Source organism: Rhizobium sp. BK399, from assembly GCF_014194695.1.
GTDB lineage: Bacteria > Pseudomonadota > Alphaproteobacteria > Rhizobiales > Rhizobiaceae > Rhizobium.
This window is the reverse complement of sequence record NZ_JACIAH010000015.1, coordinates 19,165-42,540: the sequence shown is the minus strand read 5'-3', so window position 1 is coordinate 42,540 and position 23,376 is coordinate 19,165. Positions and strand designations below refer to the sequence as shown.

General features: G+C 60.7%; 23 protein-coding genes and 2 pseudogenes. 19 read left to right on the top strand and 6 right to left on the bottom strand.

The annotated features are described in order from the left end of the window. Nucleotides 1-220: 220 nt before the first annotated feature. On the top strand, nucleotides 221-613 hold the full coding sequence (locus FHT97_RS24195) for an HNH endonuclease (RefSeq protein ID WP_348649639.1): 393 nt from the start codon (nucleotides 221-223) through the stop codon (nucleotides 611-613). A 68-nt stretch (nucleotides 614-681) separates the two neighbouring features. On the opposite strand, the pseudogene FHT97_RS24190 reads toward FHT97_RS24195, so the two are convergent. After that, nucleotides 682-1,020 (bottom strand): annotated as a pseudogene (locus tag FHT97_RS24190) (sugar ABC transporter ATP-binding protein); the annotation flags it as partial. 242 nt (nucleotides 1,021-1,262) lie between these two features. Between FHT97_RS24190 and FHT97_RS24185 the strand changes: the two are divergent. The 4 genes and pseudogenes from FHT97_RS24185 (at nucleotide 1,263) to FHT97_RS24170 (ending at nucleotide 3,816) form a co-directional block, all read left to right on the top strand. Beyond that, complete coding sequence (locus FHT97_RS24185; protein WP_183756568.1) at nucleotides 1,263-1,811, top strand: transcriptional regulator; 549 nt, start codon at nucleotides 1,263-1,265, stop codon at nucleotides 1,809-1,811. 170 nt (nucleotides 1,812-1,981) lie between these two features. Continuing rightward, nucleotides 1,982-2,335 (top strand): annotated as a pseudogene (locus FHT97_RS24180) (alpha-amylase family glycosyl hydrolase); the annotation flags it as partial. 151 nt (nucleotides 2,336-2,486) lie between these two features. Then, nucleotides 2,487-3,047: a threonine transporter RhtB gene (locus tag FHT97_RS24175; RefSeq protein WP_183756477.1), complete on the top strand. Its 561-nt coding sequence runs from the start codon at nucleotides 2,487-2,489 to the stop codon at nucleotides 3,045-3,047. Nucleotides 3,048-3,135: 88 nt separating this feature from the next. Beyond that, nucleotides 3,136-3,816, top strand: coding sequence for an HAD family hydrolase (locus FHT97_RS24170; protein WP_348649638.1), 681 nt, complete (start codon nucleotides 3,136-3,138; stop codon nucleotides 3,814-3,816). A 147-nt stretch (nucleotides 3,817-3,963) separates the two neighbouring features. Here the strand turns inward: FHT97_RS24170 and FHT97_RS24165 are convergent, their stop codons facing one another. Next, nucleotides 3,964-4,761: a GntR family transcriptional regulator gene (locus tag FHT97_RS24165; protein WP_259186255.1), complete on the bottom strand. Its 798-nt coding sequence runs from the start codon at nucleotides 4,759-4,761 to the stop codon at nucleotides 3,964-3,966. A gap of 158 nt (nucleotides 4,762-4,919) precedes the next feature. On the opposite strand from FHT97_RS24165, the gene FHT97_RS24160 reads away from it, so the two are divergent. The 5 genes from FHT97_RS24160 to FHT97_RS24140 all read left to right on the top strand — a co-directional run bounded on the left by FHT97_RS24160 (nucleotide 4,920) and on the right by FHT97_RS24140 (nucleotide 9,703). Next, nucleotides 4,920-6,176, top strand: a complete 1,257-nt coding sequence (locus FHT97_RS24160) for an ABC transporter substrate-binding protein (RefSeq protein WP_183756478.1) — start codon at nucleotides 4,920-4,922, stop codon at nucleotides 6,174-6,176. Between the two features lie 108 nt (nucleotides 6,177-6,284). Further along, nucleotides 6,285-7,391 (top strand): ABC transporter ATP-binding protein, encoded by a 1,107-nt coding sequence (locus FHT97_RS24155; RefSeq protein WP_183864502.1) that lies wholly within the window; start codon nucleotides 6,285-6,287, stop codon nucleotides 7,389-7,391. After that, nucleotides 7,388-8,278, top strand: coding sequence for a sugar ABC transporter permease (locus FHT97_RS24150; RefSeq protein WP_183756480.1), 891 nt, complete (start codon nucleotides 7,388-7,390; stop codon nucleotides 8,276-8,278). The genes FHT97_RS24155 and FHT97_RS24150 overlap by 4 nt, the downstream gene beginning before the upstream one ends. Then, nucleotides 8,278-9,159 (top strand): carbohydrate ABC transporter permease, encoded by an 882-nt coding sequence (locus FHT97_RS24145; protein ID WP_210280962.1) that lies wholly within the window; start codon nucleotides 8,278-8,280, stop codon nucleotides 9,157-9,159. Before FHT97_RS24150 ends, FHT97_RS24145 begins: the two co-directional genes overlap by 1 nt. 19 nt (nucleotides 9,160-9,178) lie before the next feature. Continuing rightward, nucleotides 9,179-9,703: a GNAT family N-acetyltransferase gene (locus FHT97_RS24140; RefSeq protein ID WP_183756481.1), complete on the top strand. Its 525-nt coding sequence runs from the start codon at nucleotides 9,179-9,181 to the stop codon at nucleotides 9,701-9,703. Nucleotides 9,704-10,214: 511 nt separating this feature from the next. Here FHT97_RS24140 and FHT97_RS24135 read toward each other — a convergent pair. After that, nucleotides 10,215-10,400 (bottom strand): hypothetical protein, encoded by a 186-nt coding sequence (locus tag FHT97_RS24135; RefSeq protein ID WP_183756482.1) that lies wholly within the window; start codon nucleotides 10,398-10,400, stop codon nucleotides 10,215-10,217. Between the two features lie 508 nt (nucleotides 10,401-10,908). Between FHT97_RS24135 and FHT97_RS24130 the strand changes: the two genes are divergently transcribed. The 8 genes from FHT97_RS24130 (at nucleotide 10,909) to FHT97_RS24095 (ending at nucleotide 19,725) form a co-directional block, all read left to right on the top strand. Beyond that, the gene (locus FHT97_RS24130) at nucleotides 10,909-11,676 is read left to right on the top strand and encodes a 3-hydroxyacyl-CoA dehydrogenase (RefSeq protein WP_183864501.1); all 768 of its coding nucleotides are present in this window, start codon (nucleotides 10,909-10,911) and stop codon (nucleotides 11,674-11,676) included. Between the two features lie 39 nt (nucleotides 11,677-11,715). Then, nucleotides 11,716-12,903 (top strand): acetyl-CoA C-acyltransferase, encoded by a 1,188-nt coding sequence (locus FHT97_RS24125; RefSeq protein WP_183864500.1) that lies wholly within the window; start codon nucleotides 11,716-11,718, stop codon nucleotides 12,901-12,903. A gap of 21 nt (nucleotides 12,904-12,924) precedes the next feature. Continuing rightward, complete coding sequence (locus tag FHT97_RS24120) at nucleotides 12,925-14,052, top strand: acyl-CoA dehydrogenase family protein (RefSeq protein WP_183756486.1); 1,128 nt, start codon at nucleotides 12,925-12,927, stop codon at nucleotides 14,050-14,052. A gap of 66 nt (nucleotides 14,053-14,118) precedes the next feature. Further along, entirely contained in the window at nucleotides 14,119-15,351 is a 1,233-nt protein-coding gene (locus FHT97_RS24115; protein WP_183864499.1) for a 3-methyl-2-oxobutanoate dehydrogenase (2-methylpropanoyl-transferring) subunit alpha, read from the top strand. A gap of 1 nt (nucleotide 15,352) precedes the next feature. Continuing rightward, nucleotides 15,353-16,366, top strand: a complete 1,014-nt coding sequence (locus FHT97_RS24110; protein WP_183756488.1) for an alpha-ketoacid dehydrogenase subunit beta — start codon at nucleotides 15,353-15,355, stop codon at nucleotides 16,364-16,366. Nucleotides 16,367-16,369: 3 nt separating this feature from the next. Beyond that, nucleotides 16,370-17,710 (top strand): dihydrolipoamide acetyltransferase family protein, encoded by a 1,341-nt coding sequence (locus FHT97_RS24105; protein ID WP_183864498.1) that lies wholly within the window; start codon nucleotides 16,370-16,372, stop codon nucleotides 17,708-17,710. Between the two features lie 4 nt (nucleotides 17,711-17,714). Continuing rightward, entirely contained in the window at nucleotides 17,715-19,106 is a 1,392-nt protein-coding gene (gene lpdA, locus FHT97_RS24100; protein ID WP_183864497.1) for a dihydrolipoyl dehydrogenase, read from the top strand. A gap of 91 nt (nucleotides 19,107-19,197) precedes the next feature. Further along, nucleotides 19,198-19,725 carry a hypothetical protein gene (locus tag FHT97_RS24095; RefSeq protein WP_183864496.1) on the top strand — a complete coding sequence of 176 codons (528 nt, stop codon included), beginning with the start codon at nucleotides 19,198-19,200 and terminating at the stop codon, nucleotides 19,723-19,725. Nucleotides 19,726-19,882: 157 nt separating this feature from the next. On the opposite strand, the gene FHT97_RS24090 is transcribed toward FHT97_RS24095, so the two are convergent. Both FHT97_RS24090 and FHT97_RS24085 read right to left on the bottom strand, forming a co-directional pair. After that, nucleotides 19,883-20,380: a hypothetical protein gene (locus FHT97_RS24090; RefSeq protein WP_183864495.1), complete on the bottom strand. Its 498-nt coding sequence runs from the start codon at nucleotides 20,378-20,380 to the stop codon at nucleotides 19,883-19,885. Nucleotides 20,381-20,541: 161 nt separating this feature from the next. Beyond that, on the bottom strand, nucleotides 20,542-20,808 hold the full coding sequence (locus tag FHT97_RS24085) for a DUF982 domain-containing protein (protein ID WP_183864494.1): 267 nt from the start codon (nucleotides 20,806-20,808) through the stop codon (nucleotides 20,542-20,544). Nucleotides 20,809-21,211: 403 nt separating this feature from the next. On the opposite strand from FHT97_RS24085, the gene FHT97_RS24080 reads away from it, so the two are divergent. Next, on the top strand, nucleotides 21,212-21,673 hold the full coding sequence (locus FHT97_RS24080) for a hypothetical protein (RefSeq protein WP_183864493.1): 462 nt from the start codon (nucleotides 21,212-21,214) through the stop codon (nucleotides 21,671-21,673). 656 nt (nucleotides 21,674-22,329) lie between these two features. On the opposite strand, the gene FHT97_RS24075 is transcribed toward FHT97_RS24080, so the two are convergent. Next, complete coding sequence (locus FHT97_RS24075) at nucleotides 22,330-23,349, bottom strand: SCO family protein (protein ID WP_183756496.1); 1,020 nt, start codon at nucleotides 23,347-23,349, stop codon at nucleotides 22,330-22,332. Nucleotides 23,350-23,376: the final 27 nt, after the last annotated feature.

Here is a 23,376-nt window from a genome sequence, read left to right as displayed (position 1 = left end):
ACTGTCATGCCATCAGTGCCGCGCCCCTTCACCGCGCCTGTCATGGCTTCCAGGGGAATGCCGCGGCTTCGAAAGCTGGTGCGATAGCCCATGCCTTGCAAGCCGCGCCCGGGGCTTCAGACCGGGCAGCGCGGCCGGTGTGAGGGCACCAATCTGGTTCCATTTCTCAGCGACTATCCTTCAGACTGGCAGCACGACAACCGACGACGAGCTTCGCCTCGTGGGACATTGGGAAGACACGCGCCGCCTTGTGCTTGCGCGGGATGGATACAAGTGCGTTTCGTGCTTGACGAAGCTGCGATCGCGTGATGCTGACTTTCATCACCTCCTGCAGCGATCGATGGGCGGCTCCTATGAACTGTCGAGCCTGGTCGTGCTCTGCAACGGCTGCCATGCAGCACATCACCCGAACCTCGCCGGACGGCTGGCAAGACGGGCAATCGAGCGCTGGGCAATGCGTCTTGCCCGCTGGCTCGACCGGGATGCGCGATCGCTCGAAGCCGACATGAATTTCGGCCCGGTGCTGCGCCTGTTCGGTGTCTCCCATTTCCCGAAAGGGACAGCTCCCGATCATCCTTGCTGCGCTCGCCGGCAAGTCCATCCTTGGCGTTAGTCCGACTGGCTCCGGCAAGTCCTCTGCTTTCAGGTGCCTGCCCTGCTGCGCCGGGGCTTCACCATCTCTTTCGCAGCAGGCTCTCCATTGAAGAAGTTCATCTTCTGTGCCCCGTTGAACCCGGCGACGAAAGGCGTTGCAGGCTTGTTGTAGAGCGTCATGGGCTGCCAACCCGTTCGATTTCCCGCCATTCAGGACAACGATCTTGTCTGCCATGGTCAATGCCTCGACCTGATCTTGGGCGACGTAGATCATCGTCGCGCCGAGTTTCGCGTGCAGTTCGTTCGAGGTGCAGCGCAGTGGTGCATCGAGATTCGATAGCGGCTCCTCGAAAAGAAGACCTGCGGATTGCGAATGATGGCGCGGCCGATCGCGACGCGCTGGCGCTGACTTCCAGAGCGCCTTGGGCTTGTCTGGCCAGCAGGCCGGTCTGCACTGCGACGAGCGGCTCGTCCCGAACCTCGAGCTATCCGATGTAATGGCTGCCAACGGCGGCCGGATATGATACCGATGCTGCAAGGCGCCGCCTCGTCACTGGCCCAAGTCGTCACTGGCCAAGTCGTCACTGGCCAATTCGTCACTGGCTCGACGCGCGCCCCCGAGCCTGGCCAATGACATGGTGGGAGGCAGCAGCACCGGTGATATCCCCTTGATCGTATTCCTGGATTTCGAAGCATCGTCACTCGCCAAGCAGAGCTTCCCGATCGAGGTTGCCTGGGTGTTTCAGGACGGTCGCTCCCGTTCCTTCCTGATACGCCCCGCACCCGACTGGACCGATTGGTCCACCGAGGCGCAAGCGATCCACGGCATTTCGCGAGAACTCATCGATAGCGACGGCATCGCCGCGGATGAGGTGGCGCAGGGCATGATGAAAGAGCTTTCAGGGCACGACCTCTATGCCAGCGCTCCCTCATGGGACGGAAAATGGCTGAGCGTCCTCCTGCGCGCCGGCGGCCTGCCACGCCACGCTCTGAGGATCGGCAAATCCAGGGACGCATTTCTCGCCGCTGCGCGCGATCTCATGGCACCTGCAGCGGACGAAGCCGCGCTCGCAAACCTTGTCGAGGGCGTCATTGCCACCATCAGGTCCGGCAATGCGCCAACCCACCGCGCCCTGCCCGACGCAATGCTCGACCTTCAATGCTGGCACCTGGTTCGCAATGAAGCGGCAAGGCGCACGGGCAAGAGCCTCACATAGAGGGGGCGTCACGCTCTGCGGCCCTTTCCTTCCGTTGCGCAACGGCGTCACGTCACGATGCCCGGGGGCTCGGTCTCTGCGTACCGGATCGGGCCTTCACTCCTGGCCAGGGAACCTTTCGCGGGCTCGCACGCTTGCCTCCGGGGTGCGTCTTTCAAGGGAGCATGATCTTGATCAATGACCTCTGGTACAAGAACGCCGTCATCTATTCTCTTTCCGTCGGGACATTCATGGATGGTGAACGGCGACGGCGTAGGTGATTTTCAGGGCCTTGAGCGACGTCTCGACTATCTCGCCGGACTCGGCGTCACCGCCATATGGCTGAGCCCTTCCAGACGTCCCCCGGACGCGACGACCGTTACGACGTTTCCGACTACTACAACGTCGATCGTCGATACGGCACGCTTGGCGATTTCGTCGAATTCACCCATGGCGCAAAACAGCGCGGCATACGCGTCCTGATCGATCTTGTCGTCAATCACACCTCTGACCAGCATCCGTGGTTCAGGGACGCATGCTCGGACAAGGCGCACATCTCCGGTTTATGGAGATATAAGATAGATACATTATAACTAGTTATAAGCCAATATTCTCATCAGGGTCGTCACAGTTGATTCCGATCAAGACTGTTGACGCGGTCGTGCCAGAAGGATGCCAGATAGGAAGGTTTGTGACATGGATCTTTTAACATTCGGGCTTGGCGTCTTTGGCCTTCTCGTTCTACCCGGCCCGACAAATGCCGTGCTTGCCCTGGCCACCTCCGCCCTCACACCAGGACGATGCCTCACGCTTGTGGGTGCGGTGGTTGTCGCCTATCAAATCATGGTCCTGCTGGTCTCCGGCTTTGCCAGTCCAATCTTTCATTCACATCCCGAAATCGCCCAGGCCGTGAAGTTTCTTGCGGCGACCTGGGTTCTCGCCCTGGCATTGAAACTGTGGGCACCTTCTCAAGGTGGGAAGGCAGCAACCGTTGGCCCGCGCGAACTCTTCGTCACGACGCTCCTCAATCCGAAGGCCATCATCATCGGGCTGGCCATGGTGCCGTCAGTGGGGGCAGATGCCGTCCCGACTATGCTGGTTTTGTTGGCAACCACGGCGGCGACCTCCGCTCTGTGGCTTGCCTTCGGACGGGCGATCATCGGCCGGAGGCAGGAAATGCCGCTGTTTGCCCGGCGCTGCGGCTCCGCGGTTCTTCTCGTTTTCTGCGTCATGCTGACGCTCAGCGGTCTCACGTGATCTCCACGATGATCGTCAGTCCGATCCTTGCGGCCTTCTGCGACACAGGCCACATATGAGGCCGTATCCGTAAAGCCAGGAGATCACCGTGCCGTCCGCCTTTCCCGATCCAAACCAGTATGCCGCGTTCCTCTTCGACATGGACGGCACCATCCTGAGCTCGACCGCGTCAGCGGAACGGGTCTGGGGAGCCTGGGCAGAGCGCCACGGACTTGATCCCGTCCGCTTCCTGCCGACCATGCACGGAAAACGGGGTATCGACACGATCCGTCAGCTCGGCCTTCCCGGTATCGATCCTGTCGCAGAATCCGACAAGATCACGAAGGCCGAAATCGACGACGTCGACGGTGTTGTCGCCATTCCCGGCGCTGCGGAGTTCCTCGCCGCGCTGCCGCCCGAGCGCTGGGCAATCGTAACCTCCTCGACCAAGCCTCTGGCCCTACGCCGGCTTGGCGCAGCAGGGCTGCCCGTTCCCCGCTTCATGGTCACCGGAGACGACGTTACCATCGGCAAGCCGAATCCCCAGTGCTACATCCTTGGCGCCGAGGTCCTCGGCGTTCGTTCAGCCGACTGTCTCGTCTTCGAGGATGTCGAGGCCGGCGTGCAGGCGGGCGAAGCGGCGGGAGCAAGCGTCCTGGTGATAACAGCCGCCGGTCACAAGCAAGATCTCGGCAATCGCCCATCAATCGAAAACTACACGACCATTTCTCCCGAAATCGCTGGGGACGGTCTGATGTCAATTGTCCCTAGGCGACAGATCATCGGGTAGCCGTCCCGGGGCCAAGGAGCGAGGGCCGAGGAGCGATCGAGGTCGCCGGGATGACAATTCAGAGCCGCGCGGTTTTGTGCCGTTCATCGCGTCTCTCACTCTTATGAAACGGCGGTACAGGCCGCGGCCCTCCGCCATGCGACAACATCAACCGTAGTGCTTGAAGTCGCCGGTGGCCGACTGCAGCAATGTCAGCGGGTAACGTTCGGGGTGGTGGATCAGGGATGTCATGTTTATCGGCCGGTCACGCTCATCAAAGGCGATCTGGTCGACTGTCAGCACCGCCCCCGGCTGTGGAAGTTGAAGGAGTTCTGCTTCCACCGCACTCGCGAGCCGCGCGCTGAGCGTTGTCTGGCCCCGGCGCGGCTGAATCTTGTAGAGCTCTCGCAATTCAGAATAGAGCGACCGATTTGCAATCGTCCAGTCAAGACCGGTCAGGCCGGGGGCCCTCGACGCCGCGATCCAGTCCGTCTGCAGGACGACCGGAATTTTATCGAGCAGACGCAAGCGCGACAGGACGATGACCTCCGATCCAGGCGGCAGCATCAACGGCCGGGTGACATCCAGCGATGCCTTGACGACGGCGATGTCGAGCAGCCGTTGCCCGGGCGTGCGACCACTTGCAAGGGCGGTGCTGGTGAAGCTTTTGAGGACTTCGAGCTCGAAACCTGCACCGTTGTCGACAACGTAGAGACCCTTGCCAGCCTGGCTTTGCACGACACCTTGGCGGATCAGTTCGCGCACGGCATGTCGTATGGTGATACGGCTGACATCGTAGAGCGAAACCAGCTCGCGCTCGGAAGGCAACTTGCCGCGCAATGGCACCTTCCCCTCGCGGATCGACGACAGCAGCGCCTCATAAACCTGTTGATGGAGCGGACGGGGAGCAGTCCTGTCGATGGTCGCCTCACCGGCCTTGCTTGTCGCTCTCTGTCCTGTCGTCACGCTCCGCTCCCGGATCGGTGCTTGCTAGGCGGTGTCACATCTTTGCTCGCAGTAAGTGCAAGAGTCCAGTTGACATGACTGGTCATAACCAGTCCTATTAGGATCAGGAACCACAGAGTTCCACACAGTTCAAGTGTGATAAAGACAAGGAACAGCTCATGTTGAAGAAATGCCTCGCTGCGGCTGCAGCCGTTGCCGGCCTCTGGGCCAGCACCGCACATGCGGAAACCATTTCGGCCTTCTGTTCACCGACGGAATTCGAGCTTTGCACCAAGGTTGCCGACGCCTGGAAGGCGAAGACCGGAAACGAGGCGAAGATCAACAAGATGCCGGCGCTGCTCGATGATGCGATCCCGCTTTACCAGCAGTTGCTGGCCGCAAAATCGAAGGATGTCGACGTCCTATTTCTCGACGTGATCTGGCTTGGCATGTTCAAGGCCAACCTTCTCGATCTGAAGACGATGATCCCCCAGGCCGACCAGGACAAGCATTTCGCCTCGACGCTGAATGCGGCAAAGCTTGACGGCAACCTTGTCGCGATGCCCGCCTACATGGATGTGGGCCTGATGTTCTATCGCAAGGACCTCCTTGAAAAATATGGCAAGCAGCCGCCGAAGACCTGGGACGAACTTGCCAGCACGGCGAAGGAAATCCAGGACAAGGAGCGTGCTGACGGCCACGACAAGATGTGGGGCTATGCCTGGCAGGCAAAAAGCTATGAGGGCCTGACCTGCGATGCGATCGAGGTGATTGCCTCCAATGGCGGCGGCACCATCATCTCGGATGACGGAAAGGTGACGATCAACAATGCCGACGCCGCCGAGGCGATCAAGAAGGCAAAGGGATGGATTGGTTCGATCAGTCCGGAAGGCGTCCTGAACTACGATGAGGAGGCGTCACGGGCGGTCTTCGAAGCCGGCGACGCAGTATTCCATCGCAACTGGCCCTATGTCTGGGGAACCTCCCACAAGGAGGGCAGCGCGATCATCGACAAGGTCGGGGTCATGCCACTGCCTGTCGGCAAGGAGGGGCAGAAATCCAGCGGTTGCCTTGGTCCGATGTACTATGGCGTTTCCAAGTACAGTGCAAAGCCTGAGGTCGCTGCAGACTTTGTGAACTTCATCACCGGCACCGACATGCAGAAGATGCGTGCCGTCGACGCAACCCTCAATCCATCCATCCAGTCGCTTTACAGCGATCCCGAGGTTCTGGAAAAGATCCCGTTCCTGAAGGACAACCAGCAGGCCTTCGCAGACAGTGCGGTGCGGCCATCAGGCTATACGGGCACCAGCTACAACCGAGTCTCCCAGGCCTTCTATCGCTCCGTGCACGACATGCTGTCGGGTTCCACCGATCCCAAGGACGGTTTCGCTTCACTCGGCAAACGCCTCGAGAAGCTCAAGGAAAGCCGCTAATCGGCAAAAGACGCGGGGGGCGTCGCAGGGCGACCGTGGCGCTGACCCCCGCGTCCTTTTTTCGCCGGCAGCAAGCCGGCCCTGCCCCTGTGCAAGCCAAGGTGAACAATGGCATCGGTTTCGATGGAATCCGTTTCGAAGAGTTTCGGAACACATAAGGTCATTCAGGATGTGAACCTTGCGATTAAGGACGGAGAATTCGTCGTCTTTGTCGGTCCCTCGGGATGCGGCAAGTCAACGCTGCTTCGCATCGTCGCCGGCCTGATCTCCGCATCGTCAGGAACAGTCAGAATCGGCGGCGACGACGTCACCGACGTCCCCGCCGCCAAGCGAGGCGTTGCCTTCGTCTTCCAGTCCTATGCGCTCTATCCGCACATGACGGTTGCCCGCAATATCGGATTTGCGCTGGAAACAATGGGGATCAAGCGCGATGCGATCGCGCGCAAGGTAGAAACCGTCGCCCGCATGCTGAAGGTCGACCACCTGTTGCAGCGGCGACCGCGTGAACTGTCCGGAGGCCAGCGACAGCGCGTCGCCATTGGGCGGGCGCTGGTCAGGCAACCGGACATCTTCCTGTTCGATGAACCGCTGTCCAATCTGGATGCCGATCTCAGGATGGAAATGCGGATGGAAATCGCAAGGCTCCACGAGGACCTTCGCACCACGATGATCTATGTCACCCACGACCAGTCGGAGGCCATGACCCTCGCCGATCGGATCGTCGTTCTCAACCACGGCCGCGTAGAGCAGATCGGTACGCCCTCTGAGCTCTACCATCGCCCGGACAATCGCTTCGTCGCAGGCTTTATCGGCAGCCCGCGGATGAACTTCCTTCCCGTGAAGGCAGGAGCGGACGATCGCGGCGAGGGCGTGCTCGGCCCGGGCGGCCTGTGGCTCCCACGGGTTGCCAACCTTGCGGCACCGGCGGAAATCGGTGTCAGGCCGGAGGCCTTGCGCATTGTCCCGGCCGGTACCGGCCGCTTCGACTGCGTGCTCGAGCGCGTCGAGGATCTCGGCCACGAGCATTTCGCCTATTGCAGGATCGCTGGCGGCCCGATCTGGGTGATCCGGCTTGCAGCCTCCCCCGAACAGTCGTTAATCGGCAAGGACGTTGCGCTCTCCTTCGAGGATCACTCCATCTTCTTCTTTGCCGCCGACGGTGAGCGGATCGCGGTTCCGTCTGACGAGACGGATGCAAGGAGGGCGATCCGATGAGTGCCCGCCTTGCCCGCCGCGACCATCGCGCCGCCTGGTTCTTCCTGCTGCCGGTCATCGCAGCGATGCTCGTCGTGGCCGTGTGGCCGCTCGGGCGCACCTTCTTCTTTGCGTTCACCGACGCCTATCTCGACGACCCGGGCGTTTACACCATGGTGGGCCTTGCCAATTTCCTCGAGGTCTTCAACGATCCGAGCTGGTGGCTTGCCGTCAGGAACACCTTGGTATTCACCGTCATATCGGTATCGATCGAGACCGTCCTTGGGCTCGCAATCGCGCTCCTGATCAACGATGCAATTCCCGGCCGCGGCCTTGCCCGCGCGGCGATCCTGGTGCCGTGGGCCATTCCGGTGGTGGTCGCGACAAAGATCTGGGAATGGATGCTCAACGACCAGTTCGGGGTGATCAACAAGGTGCTGATCGAACTCGGCCTCATCGATCACGGGGTTGCCTGGACCGCGAGCGGCTCGCTGATCATGGGTGTCGTTATCTTCATCGACGTGTGGATGACGACGCCGTTCATGGTCCTTCTCATCCTTGCTGGCCTGCAGATGCTGTCTCACGAAATCTTCGAGGCGGCGGCCGTGGACGGGATCCCGGCATGGAAACGGTTCTGGTCGATCACTCTTCCCATGCTGCGGCCCGCAATCGGCGTCGCAGTCCTGTTTCGCTCGCTTGATGCGCTGCGCATGTTCGACCTGTCCTATGTGCTCGCCGGCAGCAACGAAAAGGTCATGACCGTCTCGATCTACGCTCGCGACCGCCTGATCAGCTTCCAGGAACTCGGCATCGGTTCCGCGGCCTCGACATGGGTCTTCCTGCTGGTCGCCCTCGTTGCCATCATTTTGATCGGCGCATTGCGCCTCGACAAAGCAGCGGGGCATTGATGATGGCCGACCTGACCCTTTCCCGCCCGCTGCGCAGGTCCAGTGCCCATTACCGGCTGCGGCGCCGCGCGTTTCGGACCCTGCAAGTCTGCGCACTGGGCCTGGTGCTCGTCTATACGCTGTTTCCCTATTACTGGGCTTTCGTTTCATCGACGAAGCAGGGGGCAGCCCTCTATCGATCGGTTCTGCTGCCCGCGCTTGATTTCACCTATTACCGGCAATTGATCGACAATCCCGTGTTCATGGGATCGCTTCTGAACTCCGCCTATGTGGCCGTATCCACCACCTGCCTGTCTCTTTTCATCGGCATCAGCGCCGCCTACGCACTTGGCCGGATCGATTTCCCGCAGCGCCGTGCGGTGCTGATGGTGATCCTGATGATTTCGATCTTTCCGCAGGTCGTGGTGCTGTCGGGCATGTTCGAGCTCATCAACTGGCTCGGCCTCTTTAACCGTCCAAGCGCCCTCGTTCTCACCTATCTCCTGTCGACGGTCCCCTTCACAACCTGGATATTGACGACCTTCATACGGGAGTTTCCGCGGGAGCTGGAGGAGGCCGCGATCGTCGATGGGTGCTCGCATCTGCGCATCCTCGTGAAGATCCTCCTTCCCCTGATGGGGCCGTCCCTTGCGAGCACCGGAATCCTTGCCTTCATCCTTGCCTGGAACGAATTCCTGTTTGCCCTCACCTTTACCCTGACGGATGAAAACCGCACCGTGCCCGTCGCCATCGGGCTGATCGCAGGCACAAACCGCTATGAATATCCCTTCGGCCAGATCATGGCCGCGTCGGTGACGGTGACCCTGCCGCTGATCGCCGTCGTGCTGGTTTTCCAGCGACGGATCGTGGCCGGACTGACCTCCGGTGCCGTCAAGGGTTAGTCATCAGAAGGACCCCATCATGGACATGCTCGTCAAACTCTACGATCTCAAGCCGGATGCGTCGGTGGGCGCCATGATGGAGCGCCACGGCATTACCATCCGCCGCCTGCTTCCGCCGGAGTTGAAGACACTCACAGACTGGATCACGCCGCGCTTTGGAGCCGGCTGGTCCAGCGAGGCGACAGCCGCGGCAATGCGGCAGCCGCCCACATGCTTCATCGCGATAAAGGATGGCACGTTGATCGGCTTTGCCTGCCACGAGGCGACTGCGAAGGGCTTCTTCGGACCAACCGGTGTGGATACCAAAGCGCGCGGTCAAGGGGTCGGCCGGGCGCTGCTCCTGACAACGTTGCTCGACATGTCCGCACAGGGATATGCCTATGGCATCATCGGTGGCGCAGGCCCGATGGACTTCTATCGCCAGAGCGTCGGTGCAATCCCGATCGAAGGGTCTGTTCCCGGGATCTACCGGGGAATGCTCAGTGAGGCGGAGCCGGACGACATATCGGCGTCACATGAACCGGTGCCACCTGATGCGACCTAGCGTCGACGATGTCGGATCAGACAGGGTAGTGGAACTGGAACGTTCCCATCCCGTCGGGCCCCCTCAGCATGGCGGCGAGGTCCCCGGATCTATCAGGATACGATGAGCTGCCCGTTGCCTCCATTTGGCATCCCATCGGGCTGATACATCAGGTGACCCCACCGGCCATTCCTGAAACCCAATAGATACATGGCGCCGCAAGTTGTTTCGTCCAGTGCAGGTCTTGTCCCTAATGCATTGTTTCGCACGCCAAATTCGGGTCAACCAAGGCCGTGACAGCCTCTCTCAATCGTTCAGCTCGTCCCAGAACTTACGCCCAATCCTGACGGCTTTAACGCAATCAGTTCAACGTTGAAGTCTACGACACAGCGAATAAAAATGTCGCCAGATGTTCTGCTTATCGCGTCCGATGATGCAGACGACCAATGTGAACGTTAATGGAAGTCATCTCTCATGCCTGAGAGACGATTGTGCGCCCGGACCATGCCTTCTCCGTGGGCAACGGCCGCCCCTACTGGATCGTCTCGTCGCCCTCGATCTCGACAACGATTCCCTTCCGAAGCGCCTCGTCCCTTGCGGCCTGAAGAGCCTGTTGGATATGGAAGACCACCAGATCGAAGTCCGGCCCCTCGAAGGAGGCAAGTTCCCGAGCAACGCTCAGCGCAAACACAAGTTGGACAGTGTTCGTTTCGATCACGACCGCAGCTCCCCAGCAAGTGCAAAGCCTACCGTCCTCCCGGTTTTGCTGCAACGCTAAACTTTGGGAGGATCGCCAGAACTCCAACCATATGGCGCTACTCAAACACATCAGTGTGAAAGCTGTCGGAACTCTTGAAAAATGGCTGCACATTTCATCAAAGCCGCGTAATGCCGCCGGCCAGGTCCTGTGCTTCACGGCGATAGACAATCATCCGGCACGGCGGCAAATGCCCCATTGTCGGCGGTTTTGATGCCTTTTCCGGCACGCCGCAACGTACTTTCGCCGAAGCCCGGAAAAACCTTCGCTTTCCAGCTCCGCAACCATGAAAAACGCAGGAAAGTTGCGTCACTTTCCTTGGCATGCCGGAGCTTTTTTTGGCAGTCTGCTGTTGCAAGCAGCAATCGCGAAAATGGCGACAGCCTGCAGGCATAGCTGCAGTCGATTGCCGCCCAGGGGAGCGGGTTGGGCGATCGAAAAAAGACCAGCGACGCATGGGAGGACAGTCATGCAGATCCGTGGAGGAACATTCATCGTCAGCGGCGGCAGCTCCGGTCTTGGCGCAGCCACTGCCCGGTTGCTGATCGAAACCGGAGCGCGCGTTGTCATCGCCGACCTCAACCAGGCAGCCGGCGAGGCCATCGCCTCGGAGTTCGGGTCGGATGCACGCTTCGTCAAAGCCGATGTCACGCGCGCCGATGATGCTTCAGCTGTCATTGCCACCGCGACCGACGTGTTTGGCAGCCTGCACGGGCTTGTCAATTGCGCCGGCGTCGCACCGGCCGAGAAGATCATCGGCCGTGACGGACCGCATGATCTCGAGAGCTTTGTGCGTACCGTCTCGATCAACCTCGTCGGCACCTTCAACATGACCCGCCTTGCGGCTCTGGCGCTTCAGCTTCAGCAGCCGGACGAGGAAGGGGAGCGCGGCGTCATCGTCAATACCGCCTCGATTGCAGCTTTCGATGGTCAGGTTGGTCAGGCCGCATACGCTGCCTCCAAGGGCGGCATCGCCTCCATGACGCTGCCCGTTGCGCGCGAACTTGCCCGACACGGCATTCGTGTTGTCTCCATCGCGCCGGGGATCTTTGAGACCCCGATGATGGCCGGCATGCCCCAAGAGGTGCAAGAAGCGCTCGGCAAGAGTGTGCCCTTCCCCCAGCGTCTTGGCCGGCCAGCTGAATTTGCGGCGCTCGTGCGCCATATCCTCGAGAACAGGATGCTCAACGGCGAGGTCATTCGCCTCGACGGCGCCTTGCGCATGAGCGCGCGCTGACCCCGCGCACTGACCCATTGACAAAAGGGAGGAAGAAGGATGGCTCTAGAGGATCCGATTGTGATTGTCGCAGCAGCCCGAACGCCGATTGGCGGTTTCCAGGGAGCGCTGAAGGAGGCAACGGCACCAAAGCTCGGAGCTGGCGCGATCGGGGCCGCCCTCCTACGCGCCAGCCTCGCGCCGGAGGCGGTCGACGAAGTCATCTTCGGCTGCGTTCTGCCGGCCGGCCAGGGCCAGGCACCGGCGAGACAAGCCGCAATTGCGGCTGGTCTGCCATTTTCCACCGGCGCAAGCACCATCAACAAGATGTGCGGATCCGGCATGAAGGCCGTCATGCTCACCCATGATCTCCTGGCGGCCGGAAGTGCTGCCATCGGCGTCGCGGGCGGCATGGAGAGCATGACCAACGCGCCCTATCTTCTCGATCGTGCCCGCGGCGGCTACAGGCTCGGCCATGGCCGCGTGACCGACCATATGTTCCTCGACGGGCTGGAGGATGCCTACGACAAGGGACGTCTCATGGGAACCTTCGCAGAGGACTGCGCAGAAGCCTACCAGTTCACGCGCGAGGCGCAGGATCGGTATGCCGTGATGTCCCTGACCCGCGCGCAGCGGGCCATCGACGACGGCAGCTTTGCCGCGGAAATCGCACCGGTGACCGTCTCCTCGGGGAAGGGTGAAACGTCGGTCGACCAGGATGAACAGCCGGGCAAGGCGAAGATCGACAAGATACCCTTGCTGAAGCCTGCCTTCCGCGATGGCGGAACGGTAACGGCGGCAAATTCGAGCTCGATTTCCGATGGTGCGGCCGCTCTCGTGTTGATGCGCCGCTCCGAGGCCGAGCGCCGAAACCTGCAGCCGCGTGCGACGATCAGCGGCCACGCTACTCACTCCCAGACACCAGCGCTTTTTGCAACCGCTCCAATCGGAGCGTTGCAGAAGCTGTCGGACCGAACCGGCTGGCCGCTCGATACAGTCGACCTGTTCGAGATCAATGAAGCATTCGCCGTTGTCGCCATGGCCGCCATGCGTGACCTGAACCTGCCTGACGAAAAGGTGAATGTACACGGCGGAGCCTGCGCGCTTGGTCATCCGATCGGAGCGTCCGGTGCGCGTATCCTCGTCACCCTGCTTGCCGCGCTTGAGCGCTATGATCGAAAGCGCGGGATGGCCGCTCTGTGCATCGGGGGTGGCGAGGCGACCGCGGTTGCGATCGAGCGCGCCTAGAAAGGCGGGAGGAAAGGCACGATGATCCTGAACGAATTGCAGCAGCAAATCCGTGATCTCGCCAGAGACTTTGCCCGCGAGCGGCTTGCTCCGGGTGCAGCCGACCGCGATCGCGAGCACAGGTTTCCTCGCGAAGAGCTTGCAGAGATGGGCGGACTTGGCCTCCTCGGCATGCTGGTACCAGAGAATTACGGCGGATCGGAAACCGGCACCCTTGCCTATGCGGCGGCGCTTGAGGAAATCGCCGCAGGCGACGGGCCCTGCTCCACCATCATGAGCGTGCACAGCTCCGTTGCCTGTGTACCGATCCTGAAATTCGGCACCGAGGAGCAGAAACAGCGCTTTCTTCCGAAGCTTGCGAGTGGCGAATGGATCGGGGGTTTTGCGCTGACGGAACCGCAGGCCGGCTCAGACGCGTCCAATCTCCGCACAAGGGCGCGTCGTGATGGCAATGATTACATCCTCGATGGCGCCAAGCAGTTCATCACCTCCGGCAAGAATGGCCAGATGATCATCGTCTTTGCCGTCACCGACGCTTCCGCCGGAAAGAAGGGCATCACCGCCTTCATCGTCCCGACCGACACACAAGGATATGAGGTTGTCCGGGTCGAGGAAAAACTGGGGCTGCATTCGACGGACACCTGCCAGATTGCCTTCAATGACATGCGCATCCCCGCCGACCTGAGGCTGGGTGACGAGGGTGAGGGATACAGAATCGCGTTGGCGAACCTCGAGGGTGGGCGCATCGGCATTGGTGCCCAGGCCGTTGGCATGGCCTGCGCAGCCTTCGAGGCAGCCAGGGATTATGCGCGCGAGCGAACGTCGTTCGGCAAACCGATCATCGAACACCAGGCGGTCGCCTTTCGTCTTGCCGACATGGCGACCGAGATCGAAGCTGCCCGCCAGCTCGTCTTCCACGCAGCGGCGCTGCGCGACAGCGGTCTGCCCTGCCTGTCGGAGGCGTCGATGGCCAAGCTTTTTGCATCCGAAATGGCAGAGCGGGTCTGCTCGGCCGCGATCCAGGTCCATGGCGGCTATGGCTACATGGCCGATTATCCGGTGGAGCGGATCTATCGGGATGTCCGCATCTGCCAGATTTACGAAGGAACCAGCGACGTGCAGCGAATGGTGATCGCGCGCAACCTGTAAGACATGATCGTGCGATGCCCCGCGTAAAGGGAGGAGCAGCCATCGCAAACGGGAGGGAAATTGACGATGACGGATACCGCTCAACTGAGCTTGCATGTGCCCGAACCCGCCGTCCGGCCGGGCGGACAACCGGATTTTTCCAATGTGAAGATTGCAAAGGCTGGCGCAGTGCCGCGCCCCGCCGTTGACGTTGCCTCAGAGGATATTCGCGACCTTGCCTATTCCATCATTCGTGTCCTGAACCGTGATGGAGAGGCCGTCGGCCCCTGGGCCGGCCTGTTGTCAAATGAGGATTTGCTGACCGGCCTTCGCAACATGATGAAGCTGCGCGCCTTCGATGCCAGGATGCTGATGGCGCAGCGACAGGGAAAGACGTCCTTCTACATGCAGCATCTTGGTGAGGAGGCCGTCAGTTGCGCCTTCCGCAAGGCGCTGCGCAAGGGCGACATGAATTTTCCGACCTATCGCCAGGCCGGCCTCCTGATCGCTGACGACTACCCCATGGTCGAGATGATGAACCAGATCTTCTCGAACGAGAGCGACCCGCTGCGGGGCCGCCAATTACCGATCATGTATTCGTCGAAGGAGCATGGCTTCTTCACCATCTCGGGCAACCTTGCCACGCAATATGTCCAGGCTGTCGGCTGGGCCATGGCATCGGCGATCAAGAATGACACCAGGATCGCCGCCGCATGGATCGGCGACGGCTCGACAGCCGAATCCGATTTTCATTCCGCCCTCGTCTTCGCCTCGACCTACAAGGCGCCCGTTATCCTCAACATCGTCAACAACCAGTGGGCCATCTCGACGTTTCAGGGGATTGCGCGCGGAGGGTCCGGGACGTTTGCGGCGCGTGGGCTCGGCTTCGGCATTCCGGCATTGCGGGTCGACGGCAACGATTATCTCGCCGTCTATGCCGTCGCCTGCTGGGCCGCGGAACGCGCCAGGCGCAATCTCGGGCCGACCTTGATCGAATACGTAACCTATCGTGTAGGCGCTCACTCGACTTCCGACGATCCAAGCGCCTATCGGCCAAAAACGGAATCCGAGGCCTGGCCACTCGGCGACCCCGTGCTGCGTCTGAAAAAGCACCTGATTGTCACGGGCGCTTGGTCGGAAGAGCGCCATGTCCAGATGGAAGCCGAAATCATGGACGAGGTCATCGAGGCGCAGAAGCAGGCCGAGCAGCATGGCACCCTCCATGCCGGAGGCAGGCCGTCCGTGCGTGATATCTTCGAGGGCGTCTATGCGGAGATGCCGCCACACATTCGTCGGCAGCGGCAGAAGGCAGGTTTCTGACATGGCCAGGATGACGATGATTGAAGCGGTGCGCAGCGCCATGGATGTTTCGATGTCGCGCGATGATGATGTCGTCGTGTTTGGCGAGGACGTTGGTTATTTCGGCGGCGTCTTCCGATGCACGCAAGGCCTTCAGGCAAAATACGGCAAGACACGCTGCTTCGATGCGCCAATCAGCGAGTCCGGTATCGTCGGTACGGCGATCGGCATGGCAGCCTATGGACTGAAACCCTGCGTAGAGATCCAGTTCGCCGATTACATGTACCCGGCCTACGACCAGATTACCCAGGAAGCAGCCCGCATCCGGTATCGCTCGAATGGTGATTTCACCTGTCCGATCGTGCTTCGCATGCCAACGGGTGGCGGCATCTTCGGTGGGCAGACGCACAGCCAGAGCCCGGAAGCGCTGTTCACCCACGTCTGCGGGCTGAAGGTGGTCGTGCCGTCAAACCCCTATGATGCAAAAGGGCTTCTCATTGCCTCGATCGAGGATCCGGATCCTGTCATGTTCCTCGAACCGAAGCGGCTCTACAACGGCCCCTTCGATGGCCATCATGAGCGTCCCGTGACGCCCTGGTCGAAGCATGAGCTCGGCGAAGTGCCAGAGGGCCACTACGCAATTCCGATCGGCAAGGCGGCTGTGCGCCGCGAGGGGTCGGCTGTGACGGTCATCGCTTACGGCACAATGGTGCATGTCGCGCTCGCCGCTGCCGAGGATACAGGCATCAATGCTGAAGTCATCGACCTGCGCAGCCTGCTGCCGCTCGACCTCGAGACGATCGTGCGATCGGTCAACAAGACGGGGCGCTGCGTGGTCGTGCACGAGGCCACGCTGACATCAGGGTTCGGCGGTGAAATCGCCTCTCTCGTGCAGGAGCATTGTTTCTATCACCTGGAAGCCCCCGTCGTGCGCGTGGCGGGCTGGGACACGCCCTACCCGCATGCACAGGAATGGGACTACTTCCCGGGCCCCGGTCGCGTCGGGCGAGCCCTTGCCGAAGTCATGGAGGCCTGAGGAATGGGCGAGTTCATCATCAAGATGCCTGACGTCGGTGAAGGTGTCGCCGAGGCAGAGCTTGTCGAATGGCATGTGAAGGCGGGCGACCCGGTCCGCGAGGACATGGTGATCGCGGCAGTCATGACCGACAAGGCGACGGTGGAAATCCCGTCACCTGTCACGGGAACGATCGTCTGGCTCGGCGCCGAGGTCGGCGACAAGATCGCCGTCAAGGCCCCCCTCGTCCGCATCGAGACCGACGACGGGACAGCAAGGCCGGTCGAGGCGCAGGCTCCCGATGTTGCTCCCGTCAGCCCGGGGCAGCCAATGGATGGTGGCGTCGAGGCGAAGCGTGCTTCTCCCGCACGCGCTGATCAGGCACGCGTTGACGGGGGGCGGCCCGAGCAGGTGCAGAAAGACCAGGCCCAGTCCGACAAAACTGAAGTCGACAAGACCTTGAGAGACGGGGCCCGGCTGAACAATTCGGATATCGAGAAACCGATCGCATCGCCTTCCGTCAGACGCGTCGCGCGCGATAGCGGCGTGGACCTTCGCCTGGTCAAGGGGACCGGCCCCGCAGGCCGGATCCTGCACGAGGATGTCGAGCAGTTTCTTGCCCGTGGCGAGACCGCGCCGCAGGCGCCTGCGATGGCAAGGAAGACGTTGACCGAGGAGATCAAGCTCACCGGGCTCAGACGCCGCATCGCCGAAAAGATGACGCTGTCGACGTCGCGCATTCCCCACATCACCTATGTCGAGGAAGTCGACATGACGGCGCTCGAGGAATTGCGCAACACCATGAACCGCGACCGCAAGCCGGAGCACCCTAAGCTAACCGTCCTGCCGTTCCTGATGCGGGCGATCGTCAAGGCCGTCGCCGAGCAACCGAGCGTCAACGCAACCTTCGATGACGACAAGGGCATCCTGACCCGGCATGGCGCCGTCCACATCGGCATCGCCGCCCAGACCCCAGCCGGACTAGTTGTCCCGGTCGTAAAGCACGCAGAGGCTCGCAGCATCTTTGACTGCGCGATTGAAATGGGCAGGCTCGCCGAGGCCGCACGCACGGGCACGGCCACCCGCGACGAACTCTTCGGCTCGACCATTACGATCAGCTCCCTCGGTGCGCTCGGCGGTATCGTGTCAACGCCCGTGATCAATCATCCAGAGGTGGCGATCGTCGGTGTCAACAAGATCGCCATCCGTCCGCATTGGGATGGCACCCAGTTCGTGCCGCGCAAGATGATGAATCTCTCCTCCAGTTTTGATCACCGGATCATCGACGGCTGGGATGCAGCCACCTTTGTCCAGCGCGTTCGGCTCCTGCTCGAAACCCCGGCACTCATCTTCATCGAAGGCTAGGTCCATGAAAGAGATCACCTGCAAACTCCTTGTCATCGGTGCTGGCCCCGGAGGTTATGTCTGCGCCATTCGCGCCGGACAGCTCGGCGTCGATACTGTCATCGTCGAGGCAGACAAGCCCGGGGGTACTTGCCTCAACGTCGGCTGTATCCCTTCGAAGGCCCTGATCCACGCCGCCGAGGAGTTTTCGGCGACGGCACACATGCTTGAAGGCAGGAACGCGATGGGCATTCGCGTCGAAGCGGCGTCGATCGATCTCGCAAGGACCATGAGCTGGAAGGACGGCATTGTCGGCCGCCTGAACGCCGGCGTGACCGCGTTGTTGCAAAAGGCACGGGTCAAGATCGTTCATGGTCGGGCCGCCTTCCGCGATGGCAAGACGGTCGAGGTCGAGACAGAGATCGGCCTCCAGGTGATCCGTGCCGAGACGGTGGTCATTGCCACGGGATCCGAGCCTGTCGAACTCGCAGCTCTGCCTTTCGGTGGCAGGATCATTTCCTCGACGGAGGCCCTTTCCCTTCGCGAGCTGCCGAAGAACCTGGTGGTCGTGGGAGGCGGTTATATCGGCCTCGAACTAGGCACGGCCTTTGCCAAGCTGGGATCGGCGGTTACCGTCGTCGAAGCCACGCCGCAGATCCTGCCGCAGTATGATGCAGACCTGGTGCGGCCGATTGCACGGCGGCTTGGTGAGCTCGGTATCCGGCTGTTGACGAGTACGAAGGCCACGGGTCTCGATGGCGATGCGCTGTCGATCGAAACGTCGGACGGCGGGAGCGAACGCCTCCCGGTTGATCGTGTGCTCGTCACAGCAGGTCGTCGACCGAGGACAGCGGGATCGGGTATCGATGAACTCGACCTCGATCGGAGCGGCACTTATCTGCGCATCGATGATCGTTGTCGCACCTCGATGCGTGGCGTCTATGCAATTGGTGATGTCACCGGAGAACCGATGCTTGCGCACCGCGCAATGGCGCAGGGCGAAATGGTCGCCGAAATCGTCGCCGGGCGAAAGCGTGCGTGGGACAAACGTTGCATTCCCGCCATCTGCTTCACGGATCCGGAAATCGTCACCGCCGGCCTGTCACCGGATGAGGCACGCGCACAGGGATTTGCCATCCGCCTCGGACAATTTCCGTTCAGCGCAAATGGCCGCGCAATGACGATGCTGGCAGAAGACGGCTTCGTGCGTGTGGTCGCGCGAGCCGATACCGGTCTTGTCCTTGGCGTTCAGGCTGTCGGTGCCGGCGTTTCCGAACTCTCGGCAAGCTTTGCGCTCGCAATCGAGATGGGAGCACGGCTGGAGGATATCGCAGGCACGATCCATGCGCATCCGACGCGCAGCGAAGCATTTCAGGAAGCGGCATTGAAGGCGCTGGGGCACGCCCTGCACATCTGAGGACGGCGGCGTCCTGCCTCATCTCCATCCCTGTTTGGCAATGCCGGATTATCTGATAGCTAGCGCGTTGATCACAATCGGAGCGTTGAGAATGACAGCCGCATTTTACCGGGACTACGTCGTTGACCTGAAGGACAGGATCGACCGGTTGCACGAGGATGCGGAGCGCTATCAGACCTTCGCGTTGACGATGGAACTTCTCGCCCAGAGGAACCTCGTCACCTACACGGAAAAAAAGGCGAAGGGGCAGACGGAGGGCCTGTGCTATCGGCGCGATTTCACGACCGGTCGCGCCGTGCAGATGCAACCCCAAAACGCTTACGGGCTGTTCAGCGGGTTCTTCGGCCTCGGCCAGTTCCTGGCCTTTTCCGGGCAGGTGCAACAGCAGAATGCCGGGCAGTTGGCCGAATTTCTGACCGGTGGCTGGCAGTATCCGACCTGCGCGGTGCATCTCGTCTATCGCCAGAAGGGCGCATCAAGGACGGAATCGACGAAGATGCATTTCGTCGGGCTGAACAGCGATGAGGATGCCGTGGCCTACCAGCAGGAAACCGAGCGGGCTCAGGTGCTCGCGCAACGTCGGCCTTTATCGTCAGACAGATTTTTTGAATGGAAATAGGTCCGCGTGCCGCGCCAACAGACGATCCAGCCGACCGGATTGCCGCTCAGGCAGGATTATTTCGCCAATCGATGGATCGCTTCCCCGCCACCCTTGTTTTCGTGTGCAACGGCGTTTTTCGATGTTCAGGATTGGCAGGCCGGTTTCTGCCACCGTCTCAACCAGTGGCGGACGGCCAAGCGACCCGCGCAAGCGCGCTTTGGCCTTCAACGCAGTTCGGATCGATCCGAAACCCGAGAACAAAATCGATCACCTTCGACGCCGACATCTCGCAGGGTTTCAAAACGCCACGTCCTTCGGAAAGTCGATACCAGTTGAAGCTGACGATCTCGTTCCCGCCAAGCTCCTCGGCCAGCATCCACGTGCGTCGTCCGTCCAAGGATCGGCGTACGGTCGCACTCCAGCGGCGTCCCTCAAAAACGCCCTCCATGTAGCCATCGGGAAATTGTTCGAACGTGTCTTCGAATGCTGAGAGGGCCGAGGACATGTCGCTGACGCCAAGGCACTCATCACAGATACCGCAACCGTCTTCGTCCATCTCGGATGGCGCATGCGGGCGATTGCAACACAAGCACAGGACAAAATCCGGACAACGGCGACGCGTACGTCGGGGAGGAACGATTTCGATCGTCGGGTGGCTTGTTTGACTATCCATGTCACATCTCCGCAATGCGGTCGCATCACAGATAGGAATTCCGTCTGCAGGTGCAAGAAGCGTGTGGCAAAAGCAATCGCGGGAGCGCTCAAGTCATCGCCATGACTGCAGAATCAAGCGGGTACCGCGTCGAGCGTCCGCGCTAAAGGTCGCCCCGGTCTTCAGTGTTTCGGGATGACGGTGATCCTTGCCCCGCGCGCTGCCTTGACGAAAGCCTTGCGGGCACGTTTCGCCTTCTTTTTATCCTGCTGAGAGCGGAGGCATGTCATCAGCGCGTCTCGCCAAAGCGTGTCGTTGGGCTTCTTCGGCCATCGGCTCGAGAGCAGCAATTCCGTCATTTCGGAGACCGTTGTGGCGATCTGTCGGTTATCGGTGTCGTGAAAGGAGATGGCGACCCGGCGAATTGGTACGGGCGATGAGACAAACATGCTGCGCTCCCGGTATCGTGAATGCTGTTAACTCAATATTCCCTCGGATGGTTCCCTGACGCTGCCGGGACGAACAAGGCCTCAGCAAAAGGTCGCAGCGACGCTGGCAACACCACCGGCTCCGATATATGTCAAAGGCTCGCCACGCCATGTCGTTCGCCAAGCGGCTCTCAGGCGCTCGCTGCCGCGTGTCTCAGGCCGCCTTTCCCTGCGTGGCGGGTGACGCACGGATCCAGGTCGGCCCTGGGGCCCTGCTGACCGACGGACAACACTCCGACCAGGCGGCCTTCTACCCTCCAGACTGTAACCCTCAACAGCCTGATCTTCTAACGAATTGTCTTTCCGCCGGAACTTCTTTTCATCTGGGAGCTTAAGTTTCCACGCAATGCAAGGAGACAACGACATGGCTGACGATCCAGGCAAATCCCCGGCAGTACAATCGATGCGCAAGGAGCAGGCTCAGCAACGCCGCCGCGCGCGCAAGGGAGAACTCGAGGCTGGTTTGGAATCCACTTTCCCGGCGTCTGATCCGGTCTCCGTCACTCATACGGCGATCCCGGCCGGCCGGACCGACGTTGAAAGCGCCGCGCGTGTCAGCACGGCACCGGATGCTTACGACGTGGGAGTCGACCGGTCCGAGGCTCATGACAAGCGGGAGATCGTGCAAAACAAATTCCGCACGTTGCGCCACGACGCCGTAACGGTGAAGGATTCCCTATCCGGGGCAGCGGCGGGATCCGTCGACGTCGTCAGGGTGAGAACCCGCAGGGTTCTCGAGGACATCGAGAACACGATCCGGGAGAGACCAATCACTGCGATGGCCGTCGTCGCTGCGGTTGCGTTCGTTTTTGGGACAACCCGATAAAAGATCGGTCAGTCAAGACATCACGGTCGCGCTAACGCAGGAGATCGTCGCACCAGACCGGAATCCTCGTGGTGCGGACCTCACGCAGCCGCCGAATTGGCAGGTCCCCGAACTCGCTTCCGTGAGGAACATGCAAGGTCATGTTCAGGTAGTTCTTCTTGCCGCATCTCTCACATCTGAACCGTCGCAGGACTTTGTCGAGGGTAACGTTGCCGCAAAGCTCGATGAGATCTGTTGCGAGATACCGATGCGTCACCCGACAGTAGTCGCATGTAATTGATATGAGCTGGCCCTGATCGCGAGCAGCGAGCAACGTCCAGGCACGGAGTCGCTTGAATGGATGGATCTCCGGCATTGGTCTCCGTTCCCTTAGACAGTTCCTTATTTGTTCTTTCTGGAGGCGCTGTCAATGGTCGAGCGATACCAAGTTCGGACCGGCAAGCCATGCTTCTTAGAATGCGTGATCCAATAGCCAGCCGATTGAACGGGCCTTGACCGCCCGCATGATCGCCGCGCGGCATCTGATGCAGGATGGATCTGTCGGTCGCCGCAAGTCATCAACGAGCGTGACCTGCAGTCGTCCTTGGATCTTCCGAACGCGTTGAGCTTCCCATTCAACGCGCATGCCGGGTAAACGGAAAAGGCGCGTGCCACCTTTAAGGATTGGAAGGCATCATTCCAGCATGATCGTGATGTTCTGATGCATCGTCAGGTTGGTGAACATGCGTCGCTTCGGGTTGGGCGCGCAGCTCCGCTATTTCGGCCGATTTCGTCGCCAGGTATGATATGAGATCGGCGGTATCCGCCTCCGACATACCAAGGTTCGGCATGCGCACACCGTTAAACTTCGCGTCGAGCTCGGCCAGCGTTGGATCCTTCTCCGCCCTCAGCCGGACAGGATTCATGATCATCCGCTTCAGCCATGCCGGATCGCGGCTGACCGTAACATCGAGAAGATCCGGGCCGATACGGTCGCCGACCCCTACCGTGTGGCACGGTGCGCAGATCTTCTTGAACAGAACCTGTCCCGGCTCGCGATCCAGCGTCAGGCCGGCTTGTTGTTGATTTGTGGCTGGAGCCAACGATAGCGCGGGAGCGTAATGCCCCTCGCGCCATGCCGGATCCATATCGCGGATCGCTAGTTCCACGCTCTCGATGTCGGCGAAAGGCGAATTCCTTGCCCACTCTCCGGTGGTGTCGTTGCCAAGCACGATTTCGTTGCGGTGATCAGTTGCAACGTTGCTTTTGTTCCCAAGCTTTGCGTTGATGGCGCGTATGTCCTCAGGCTTGCCGGTGATGAACGTCCAGCCCGGTCCCTTATAGAAGGCATCGGCGAACGCCTTCAACTTTTCAGGTGTGTCGTTTTCGGGATCGACAGTGATCGATACCACAAAGATCTTCTTGCCGATTTGGTCCTGGATCCGGTCAACGACCTGGGTAATGCGGGCCGTCGTCAGCGGGCACAGATCGGTACAACTGGTGAAAATGAAACTGATCAGGACAATCTTGCCCTTAATCAGGTCATCGTAGAAATGCACCCTGTCGCCGGTTTGGGTGATGACTTCGACGTTGGGAAAGTAGTCTTTTCCCCAACGCGAAGCGGCGGAAGCAGCCCCGCCACATAGAACTGACAGAATGGCAGCGATAGCCAGGACGGCCACGGGCCTACGTCTCATAAATACACCTCCGGAAACCCACACCCC